The 8584-nt window shown below is 49.8% G+C and carries 18 protein-coding genes; 17 read left to right on the top strand and 1 reads right to left on the bottom strand.

Annotated elements, in window-relative coordinates; all coding sequences use genetic code 11:
* The 3 genes from FFT88_RS20800 to bfr all read left to right on the top strand — a co-directional run.
* The coding region (locus tag FFT88_RS20800) for an EF-Tu/IF-2/RF-3 family GTPase (RefSeq protein WP_027663540.1) at positions 1-437 on the top strand (437 nt) is incomplete at its 5' end.
* A gap of 182 nt (positions 438-619) precedes the next feature.
* Positions 620-814 (top strand): bacterioferritin-associated ferredoxin, encoded by a 195-nt coding sequence (gene bfd / locus FFT88_RS20795; RefSeq protein ID WP_000289090.1) that lies wholly within the window; start codon positions 620-622, stop codon positions 812-814.
* Between the two features lie 72 nt (positions 815-886).
* Positions 887-1363 (top strand): bacterioferritin, encoded by a 477-nt coding sequence (gene bfr / locus FFT88_RS20790; protein WP_000675515.1) that lies wholly within the window; start codon positions 887-889, stop codon positions 1361-1363.
* Here the strand turns inward: bfr and FFT88_RS20785 are convergent.
* Positions 1360-1827 (bottom strand): A24 family peptidase, encoded by a 468-nt coding sequence (locus tag FFT88_RS20785; RefSeq protein WP_135403479.1) that lies wholly within the window; start codon positions 1825-1827, stop codon positions 1360-1362. The two genes, bfr and FFT88_RS20785, sit on opposite strands and share 4 nt — an antisense overlap.
* Before the next feature lie 378 nt (positions 1828-2205).
* Between FFT88_RS20785 and rpsJ the strand changes: the two genes are divergently transcribed.
* From rpsJ to rplE, 14 genes are all read left to right on the top strand, one after another.
* A complete protein-coding gene (rpsJ, locus tag FFT88_RS20780; RefSeq protein ID WP_001181004.1) occupies positions 2206-2517 on the top strand; it encodes a 30S ribosomal protein S10 in 312 nt (103 codons plus the stop codon).
* A 32-nt stretch (positions 2518-2549) separates the two neighbouring features.
* A complete protein-coding gene (gene rplC / locus FFT88_RS20775; RefSeq protein WP_000579833.1) occupies positions 2550-3179 on the top strand; it encodes a 50S ribosomal protein L3 in 630 nt (209 codons plus the stop codon).
* Positions 3180-3189: 10 nt separating this feature from the next.
* Positions 3190-3795: a 50S ribosomal protein L4 gene (rplD, locus tag FFT88_RS20770; RefSeq protein WP_000424395.1), complete on the top strand. Its 606-nt coding sequence runs from the start codon at positions 3190-3192 to the stop codon at positions 3793-3795.
* Positions 3792-4094 carry a 50S ribosomal protein L23 gene (gene rplW, locus FFT88_RS20765; protein WP_000617544.1) on the top strand — a complete coding sequence of 101 codons (303 nt, stop codon included), beginning with the start codon at positions 3792-3794 and terminating at the stop codon, positions 4092-4094. The genes rplD and rplW overlap by 4 nt, the downstream gene beginning before the upstream one ends.
* A gap of 17 nt (positions 4095-4111) precedes the next feature.
* A complete protein-coding gene (gene rplB / locus FFT88_RS20760) occupies positions 4112-4933 on the top strand; it encodes a 50S ribosomal protein L2 (protein ID WP_000301864.1) in 822 nt (273 codons plus the stop codon).
* 16 nt (positions 4934-4949) lie between these two features.
* On the top strand, positions 4950-5228 hold the full coding sequence (gene rpsS, locus FFT88_RS20755; RefSeq protein ID WP_001138117.1) for a 30S ribosomal protein S19: 279 nt from the start codon (positions 4950-4952) through the stop codon (positions 5226-5228).
* A gap of 14 nt (positions 5229-5242) precedes the next feature.
* Complete coding sequence (rplV, locus tag FFT88_RS20750) at positions 5243-5575, top strand: 50S ribosomal protein L22 (RefSeq protein WP_000447529.1); 333 nt, start codon at positions 5243-5245, stop codon at positions 5573-5575.
* 17 nt (positions 5576-5592) lie between these two features.
* A complete protein-coding gene (gene rpsC / locus FFT88_RS20745; RefSeq protein WP_000529945.1) occupies positions 5593-6294 on the top strand; it encodes a 30S ribosomal protein S3 in 702 nt (233 codons plus the stop codon).
* A gap of 12 nt (positions 6295-6306) precedes the next feature.
* Complete coding sequence (gene rplP / locus FFT88_RS20740; RefSeq protein WP_000941212.1) at positions 6307-6717, top strand: 50S ribosomal protein L16; 411 nt, start codon at positions 6307-6309, stop codon at positions 6715-6717.
* Complete coding sequence (rpmC, locus tag FFT88_RS20735) at positions 6717-6908, top strand: 50S ribosomal protein L29 (protein ID WP_000644741.1); 192 nt, start codon at positions 6717-6719, stop codon at positions 6906-6908. Before rplP ends, rpmC begins: the two co-directional genes overlap by 1 nt.
* A complete protein-coding gene (gene rpsQ, locus FFT88_RS20730) occupies positions 6908-7162 on the top strand; it encodes a 30S ribosomal protein S17 (protein ID WP_000130100.1) in 255 nt (84 codons plus the stop codon). The genes rpmC and rpsQ overlap by 1 nt, the downstream gene beginning before the upstream one ends.
* A gap of 164 nt (positions 7163-7326) precedes the next feature.
* The gene (rplN, locus tag FFT88_RS20725) at positions 7327-7698 is read left to right on the top strand and encodes a 50S ribosomal protein L14 (RefSeq protein ID WP_000613955.1); all 372 of its coding nucleotides are present in this window, start codon (positions 7327-7329) and stop codon (positions 7696-7698) included.
* 10 nt (positions 7699-7708) lie between these two features.
* Complete coding sequence (gene rplX / locus FFT88_RS20720; protein ID WP_000729185.1) at positions 7709-8023, top strand: 50S ribosomal protein L24; 315 nt, start codon at positions 7709-7711, stop codon at positions 8021-8023.
* Between the two features lie 14 nt (positions 8024-8037).
* The gene (rplE, locus tag FFT88_RS20715; RefSeq protein ID WP_001096200.1) at positions 8038-8577 is read left to right on the top strand and encodes a 50S ribosomal protein L5; all 540 of its coding nucleotides are present in this window, start codon (positions 8038-8040) and stop codon (positions 8575-8577) included.
* Positions 8578-8584 lie beyond the last annotated feature (7 nt).

The raw sequence follows: 8584 nt of genomic DNA, 5'->3' as shown, positions 1-8584 counted from the left end.
AGACTCAGAAGTCTACCTGTACTGGCGTTGAAATGTTCCGCAAACTGCTGGACGAAGGCCGTGCTGGTGAGAACGTAGGTGTTCTGCTGCGTGGTATCAAACGTGAAGAAATCGAACGTGGTCAGGTACTGGCTAAGCCGGGCACCATCAAGCCGCACACCAAGTTCGAATCTGAAGTGTACATTCTGTCCAAAGATGAAGGCGGCCGTCATACTCCGTTCTTCAAAGGCTACCGTCCGCAGTTCTACTTCCGTACTACTGACGTGACTGGTACCATCGAACTGCCGGAAGGCGTAGAGATGGTAATGCCGGGCGACAACATCAAAATGGTTGTTACCCTGATCCACCCGATCGCGATGGACGACGGTCTGCGTTTCGCAATCCGTGAAGGCGGCCGTACCGTTGGCGCGGGCGTTGTTGCTAAAGTTCTGAGCTAATTACGCGTTAATTAGTTTCGAATTAAAAAGGGCGCTTCGGCGCCCTTTTTGCTGCCCGTAATTTGAGCTCGAAATATTTCGTCGTAATTTCGCTGGCTGAACGGTGGCGCAAATAAAACTGTGCTATTGTAATCATAACTATTCTCATTTACACTTTGCGCAGAATTTGAACGGGAGTAATCATGTACGTTTGTTTGTGTAATGGTGTAAGTGACAAAAAAATTCGCCAGGCAGTCCGTCAGTTTCATCCTCAGTCTTTCCAACAATTACGCAAGTTTATTCCTGTGGGAAATCAATGCGGTAAGTGCATTCGCGCCGCACGCGAAGTGATGCAGGACGAGTTGATGCAGATGCCCGAATTTAAAGAGATTGCCTGAAGCTCACGCTTATTTTTTGACATCCCGCTAGCCCCATCTACGCTCTAATAGTGGAAGCGGAGGGACTATAAAATGAAAGGTGATGTTAAAATCATAAATTATCTCAATAAACTATTGGGAAATGAGCTTGTCGCGATCAATCAGTATTTTCTTCATGCCCGTATGTTTAAAAACTGGGGCCTGATGCGCCTTAATGATGTCGAATACCATGAATCTATCGATGAGATGAAGCACGCCGATAAATATATCGAGCGTATTTTGTTCTTAGAAGGGATTCCTAACTTACAGGATTTAGGCAAGCTAGGGATCGGTGAAGATGTTGAAGAGATGCTGCAATCCGACCTGCGATTAGAGCTGGAAGGTGCGAAGGATCTTCGTGAGGCTATCGCTTATGCCGACAGCGTTCATGACTATGTTAGCCGCGATATGATGATCGAGATCCTTGCTGATGAAGAAGGTCATATCGACTGGCTCGAAACTGAACTGGATCTCATCGGTAAAATCGGCCTACAAAATTACCTGCAATCACAAATTAAAGTTAAAGATTAACGGCCTGCCAGCAGACTATCCCAGCCTACAACGAAACCCGCAGCTGCCAGAAATGGCCCAAAAGGCAGCGGGTTTTTTAATGATTCTTTTCCTCTCATGAGCAGACCAATAACTACGGCTCCGCAAGCGAATGAGGCGGCAAGGAAAACCAGCCGTGGCAAGAAGGCCCATGTATGCCAGGCGCCAAGGGCGGCGAGAAACTTCACATCACCATAGCCTAATCCTTCTTTATGACGCAGTATGCGATATCCCCAGTAAATGACAGCGAATGTGCCGTAACCAATAATCGCCCCCCATAACGCATCGGCTAAACCGTCAGGATGACAAAACTGATAGAACAAAAGACCTGACCAGAGTAACGGGCAGGTAAACCTGTCAGGTAACAAGCCATGCTTTGCATCCCAGAAAAACAGCAGGACTGATAAGCAAACGTACAAAATCAGAAAGGGAAGGGTAGCGACCATAAAACATCCTCTGTAATTGGAGTATCACCATCGAATAACTCCGGATACTCAGCAACAGAGAAATCGCTGATTTGTTAACCTGGTTCCGGTGAAAAACGCTATCTTCACGACCTTACAAATTTCGTGGAATGCAGCTCGCAATCTGTGCGTTGCGATTAATTTCTACCCGATGCTTGCGTCAATCTCAGATTTGCGTATAATGCGCGGGCTTGTCGTAGTTGACAGCAGGTTCAATCTGAACCTCAGTTAGCCGAATTTGGCTACCTAACAATGCTCCCAATCGGGGGGCTACGTAAGAACGGTTACACTCTCCCATCAATCGTAATGGGTCTGAGGAGTAATCATTTTCGTTTATAAAATAATTGGAGCTCTGGTCTCATGCAGAACCAAAGAATCCGTATCCGCCTGAAAGCGTTTGATCATCGTCTGATCGATCAAGCAACCGCGGAAATCGTCGAGACTGCCAAGCGCACTGGTGCGCAGGTCCGTGGTCCGATCCCGCTGCCGACACGCAAAGAGCGCTTCACTGTTCTGATCTCTCCGCACGTCAACAAAGACGCGCGCGATCAGTACGAAATCCGTACTCACTTGCGTCTGGTTGACATCGTTGAGCCAACCGAGAAAACCGTTGATGCTCTGATGCGTCTGGATCTGGCTGCCGGTGTAGACGTGCAGATCAGCCTGGGTTAATCAGGTCATTGAGCGATTGAGAGGTTGAAACAATGATTGGTTTAGTCGGTAAAAAAGTGGGTATGACCCGTATCTTCACAGAAGACGGCGTTTCTATCCCAGTAACCGTAATCGAAGTTGAAGCAAACCGCGTTACTCAGGTTAAAGACCTGGCTAACGATGGCTACCGTGCTATTCAGGTAACCACCGGTGCTAAAAAAGCTAACCGTGTGACCAAGCCTGAAGCTGGCCACTTCGCTAAAGCTGGCGTAGAAGCTGGCCGTGGTCTGTGGGAATTCCGCCTGGCTGAAGGCGAAGAGTTCACTGTAGGTCAGAGCATTAGCGTTGAACTGTTTGCTGACGTTAAAAAAGTTGACGTAACTGGCACCTCTAAAGGTAAAGGTTTCGCAGGTACCGTTAAGCGCTGGAACTTCCGTACCCAGGACGCAACCCACGGTAACTCCTTGTCTCACCGCGTTCCGGGTTCTATCGGTCAGAACCAGACTCCGGGCAAAGTGTTCAAAGGCAAGAAAATGGCAGGTCAGATGGGTAACGAACGTGTAACCGTTCAGAGCCTTGACGTAGTACGCGTTGACGCTGAGCGCAACCTGCTGCTGGTTAAAGGTGCTGTCCCGGGTGCAACCGGTAGCGACCTGATCGTTAAACCAGCTGTGAAGGCGTAAGGAGATAGCAATGGAATTAGTATTGAAAGACGCGCAGAGCGCGCTGACTGTTTCCGAAACTACCTTCGGTCGTGATTTCAACGAAGCGCTGGTTCACCAGGTTGTTGTTGCTTATGCAGCCGGTGCTCGTCAGGGTACTCGTGCTCAGAAGACTCGTGCTGAAGTAACTGGTTCCGGTAAAAAACCGTGGCGCCAGAAAGGCACCGGCCGTGCGCGTTCTGGTTCTATCAAGAGCCCGATTTGGCGTTCTGGTGGCGTGACCTTCGCTGCTCGTCCGCAGGACCACAGTCAAAAAGTTAACAAGAAGATGTACCGCGGCGCGCTGAAAAGCATCCTGTCCGAACTGGTACGTCAGGATCGTCTGATCGTTGTCGAGAAGTTCTCTGTAGAAGCACCGAAAACCAAGCTGCTGGCACAGAAACTGAAAGACATGGCTCTGGAAGATGTGCTGATCATCACCGGTGAGCTGGACGAGAACCTGTTCCTGGCTGCGCGCAACCTGCACAAGGTTGACGTACGCGATGCAACTGGTATCGACCCGGTTAGCCTGATCGCCTTCGACAAAGTCGTAATGACTGCTGATGCTGTTAAGCAAGTTGAGGAGATGCTGGCATGATTCGTGAAGAACGTCTGCTGAAGGTGCTGCGTGCACCGCACGTTTCTGAAAAAGCGTCTACTGCGATGGAAAAATCCAACACCATCGTACTCAAAGTTGCTAAAGACGCGACCAAAGCAGAAATCAAAGCTGCTGTGCAGAAACTGTTTGAAGTCGAAGTCGAAGTCGTTAACACCCTGGTAGTTAAAGGGAAAGTTAAACGTCACGGACAGCGTATCGGTCGTCGTAGCGACTGGAAAAAAGCTTACGTCACCCTGAAAGAAGGCCAGAATCTGGACTTCGTTGGCGGCGCTGAGTAAGTCGGAGGAGTAATACAATGGCAGTTGTTAAATGTAAACCGACATCTCCGGGTCGTCGCCACGTTGTTAAAGTGGTTAACCCTGAGCTGCACAAGGGCAAACCTTTTGCTCCGTTGCTGGAAAAAAACAGCAAATCCGGTGGTCGTAACAACAATGGCCGTATCACCACTCGTCATATCGGTGGTGGCCACAAGCAGGCTTACCGTATTGTTGACTTCAAACGCAACAAAGACGGTATCCCGGCAGTTGTTGAACGTCTTGAGTACGATCCGAACCGTTCCGCGAACATCGCGCTGGTTCTGTACAAAGACGGTGAGCGCCGTTACATCCTGGCCCCTAAAGGCCTGAAAGCTGGCGACCAGATTCAGTCTGGCGTTGATGCTGCAATCAAACCAGGTAACACCCTGCCGATGCGCAACATCCCGGTTGGTTCTACTGTTCACAACGTAGAAATGAAACCAGGTAAAGGCGGTCAGCTGGCACGTTCCGCTGGTACTTACGTTCAGATCGTTGCTCGTGATGGTGCTTATGTCACCCTGCGTCTGCGTTCTGGTGAAATGCGTAAAGTAGAAGCAGACTGCCGTGCAACTCTGGGCGAAGTTGGCAATGCTGAGCATATGCTGCGCGTTCTGGGTAAAGCAGGTGCTGCACGCTGGCGTGGTGTTCGTCCGACCGTTCGCGGTACCGCGATGAACCCGGTAGACCACCCACATGGTGGTGGTGAAGGTCGTAACTTTGGTAAGCACCCGGTAACTCCGTGGGGCGTTCAGACCAAAGGTAAGAAGACCCGCAGCAACAAGCGTACTGATAAATTCATCGTACGTCGCCGTAGCAAATAATTTTAGAGGATAAGCCATGCCACGTTCTCTCAAGAAAGGTCCTTTTATTGACCTGCACTTGCTGAAGAAGGTAGAGAAAGCGGTGGAAAGCGGAGACAAGAAGCCCCTGCGCACTTGGTCCCGTCGTTCAACGATCTTTCCTAACATGATCGGTTTGACCATCGCTGTCCATAATGGTCGTCAGCACGTTCCGGTATTTGTAACCGACGAAATGGTCGGCCACAAACTGGGTGAATTCGCACCGACTCGTACTTATCGCGGCCACGCTGCTGATAAAAAAGCGAAAAAGAAATAAGGTAGGAGGAAGAGATGGAAACTATCGCTAAACATCGCCATGCTCGTTCTTCTGCTCAGAAGGTTCGCCTTGTTGCTGACCTGATTCGCGGTAAGAAAGTGTCGCAGGCTCTGGATATTTTGACCTACACCAACAAGAAAGCGGCTGTACTGGTCAAGAAAGTTCTGGAATCTGCCATTGCTAACGCTGAACACAACGATGGCGCTGACATTGACGATCTGAAAGTTACGAAAATTTTCGTAGACGAAGGCCCGAGCATGAAGCGCATTATGCCGCGTGCAAAAGGTCGTGCAGATCGCATCCTGAAGCGCACCAGCCACATCACTGTGGTTGTGTCCGATCGCTGAGACTCTGGAGACTAGCAATGGGTCAGAAAGTACATCCTAATGGTATTCGCCTGGGTATTGTAAAACCATGGAACTCTACCTGGTTTGCGAACACCAAAGAATTCGCTGACAACCTGGACAGCGATTTTAAAGTACGTCAGTACCTGACAAAGGAACTGGCTAAAGCGTCTGTATCTCGTATCGTTATCGAGCGTCCGGCTAAGAGCATTCGTGTAACCATTCACACTGCTCGCCCGGGTATCGTTATCGGTAAAAAAGGTGAAGACGTAGAAAAACTGCGTAAGGTCGTAGCGGACATCGCTGGCGTTCCTGCACAGATCAACATCGCCGAAGTTCGTAAGCCTGAACTGGACGCAAAACTGGTTGCTGACAGCATCACTTCTCAGCTGGAACGTCGCGTTATGTTCCGTCGTGCTATGAAGCGTGCTGTACAGAACGCAATGCGTCTGGGCGCTAAAGGTATTAAAGTTGAAGTTAGCGGCCGTCTGGGCGGCGCGGAAATCGCACGTACCGAATGGTACCGCGAAGGTCGCGTACCGCTGCACACTCTGCGTGCTGACATCGACTACAACACCTCTGAAGCGCACACCACTTACGGTGTAATCGGCGTTAAAGTGTGGATCTTCAAAGGCGAGATCCTGGGTGGTATGGCTGCTGTTGAACAACCGGAAAAACCGGCTGCTCAGCCTAAAAAGCAGCAGCGTAAAGGCCGTAAATAAGGAGCGTCGCTGATGTTACAACCAAAGCGTACAAAATTCCGTAAAATGCACAAAGGCCGTAACCGCGGTCTGGCGCAGGGTACGGATGTTAGCTTCGGCAGCTTCGGTCTGAAAGCTGTTGGCCGTGGTCGTCTGACTGCACGTCAGATCGAAGCAGCACGTCGTGCTATGACCCGTGCAGTTAAGCGTCAAGGTAAGATCTGGATCCGTGTGTTCCCGGACAAACCGATCACTGAAAAGCCGCTGGCAGTGCGTATGGGTAAAGGTAAAGGTAACGTGGAGTATTGGGTTGCCTTGATTCAGCCGGGTAAAGTCCTGTATGAAATGGACGGTGTTCCGGAAGAGCTGGCCCGTGAAGCATTCAAGCTGGCAGCAGCGAAACTGCCGATTAAAACCACCTTTGTAACTAAGACGGTGATGTAATGAAAGCAAAAGAGCTGCGTGAGAAGAGCGTTGAAGAGCTGAACACCGAGCTGCTGAACCTGCTGCGTGAGCAGTTCAACCTGCGTATGCAGGCTGCAAGTGGCCAGCTGCAACAGTCTCACCTGTTGAAGCAAGTGCGTCGCGATGTCGCACGCGTTAAGACTTTACTGAACGAGAAGGCGGGTGCGTAATGACCGATAAAATCCGTACTCTGCAAGGTCGCGTTGTTAGCGACAAAATGGAGAAATCCATTGTTGTTGCTATCGAACGTTTTGTGAAACACCCGATCTACGGTAAATTCATCAAGCGTACGACCAAACTGCACGTACATGACGAGAACAACGAATGCGGTATCGGTGACGTGGTTGAAATCCGCGAATGCCGTCCGCTGTCCAAGACTAAATCCTGGACGCTGGTTCGCGTTGTAGAGAAAGCGGTTCTGTAATACAGTACACTCTCTCGATACGAATAAACGGCTCAGAAATGAGCCGTTTATTTTTTCTACCCATATCCTTGAAGCGGTGTTATAATGCCGCGCCCTCGATATGGGGATTTTTAACGACCTGATTTTCGGGTCTCAGTAGTAGTTGACATTAGCGGAGCACTAAAATGATCCAAGAACAGACTATGCTGAACGTCGCCGACAACTCCGGTGCACGTCGCGTAATGTGTATCAAGGTTCTGGGTGGCTCGCACCGTCGCTACGCAGGCGTAGGCGACATCATCAAGATCACCATCAAAGAAGCAATTCCGCGTGGTAAGGTCAAAAAAGGTGATGTGCTGAAGGCGGTAGTGGTGCGCACCAAGAAGGGTGTTCGTCGCCCGGACGGTTCTGTCATTCGCTTCGATGGTAATGCTTGTGTTCTTCTGAACAACAACAGCGAGCAGCCTATCGGTACGCGTATTTTTGGGCCGGTAACTCGTGAGCTTCGTAGTGAGAAGTTCATGAAAATTATCTCTCTGGCACCAGAAGTACTCTAAGGAGCGAATCATGGCAGCGAAAATCCGTCGTGATGACGAAGTTATCGTGTTAACCGGTAAAGATAAAGGTAAACGCGGTAAAGTTAAGAATGTCCTGTCTTCCGGCAAGGTCATTGTTGAAGGTATCAACCTGGTTAAGAAACATCAGAAGCCGGTTCCGGCCCTGAACCAACCGGGTGGCATCGTTGAAAAAGAAGCCGCTATTCAGGTTTCCAACGTAGCAATCTTCAATGCGGCAACCGGCAAGGCTGACCGTGTAGGCTTTAGATTCGAAGACGGCAAAAAAGTCCGTTTCTTCAAGTCTAACAGCGAAACTATCAAGTAATTTGGAGTAGTACGATGGCGAAACTGCATGATTACTACAAAGACGAAGTAGTTAAAAAACTCATGACTGAGTTTAACTACAATTCTGTCATGCAAGTCCCTCGGGTCGAGAAGATCACCCTGAACATGGGTGTTGGTGAAGCGATCGCTGACAAAAAACTGCTGGATAACGCAGCAGCAGACCTGGCAGCAATCTCCGGTCAAAAACCGCTGATCACCAAAGCACGCAAATCTGTTGCAGGCTTCAAAATCCGTCAGGGCTATCCGATCGGCTGTAAAGTAACTCTGCGTGGCGAGCGCATGTGGGAGTTCTTTGAGCGCCTGATCACTATTGCTGTACCGCGTATCCGTGACTTCCGTGGCTTGTCCGCTAAGTCTTTCGACGGTCGTGGTAACTACAGCATGGGTGTCCGTGAGCAGATCATCTTCCCAGAAATCGACTACGATAAAGTCGACCGCGTTCGTGGTTTGGATATTACCATTACCACTACTGCGAAATCTGACGAAGAAGGCCGTGCTCTGCTGGCTGCCTTTGACTTCCCGTTCCGCAAGTAAGGTAGGG

It is taken from the genome of Escherichia sp. E4930 (assembly GCF_005845405.1).
Taxonomy (GTDB): domain Bacteria; phylum Pseudomonadota; class Gammaproteobacteria; order Enterobacterales; family Enterobacteriaceae; genus Escherichia.
The sequence above is the reverse complement of the archived record's forward strand: the minus strand, read 5'-3'. Positions and strand labels throughout refer to the sequence as shown.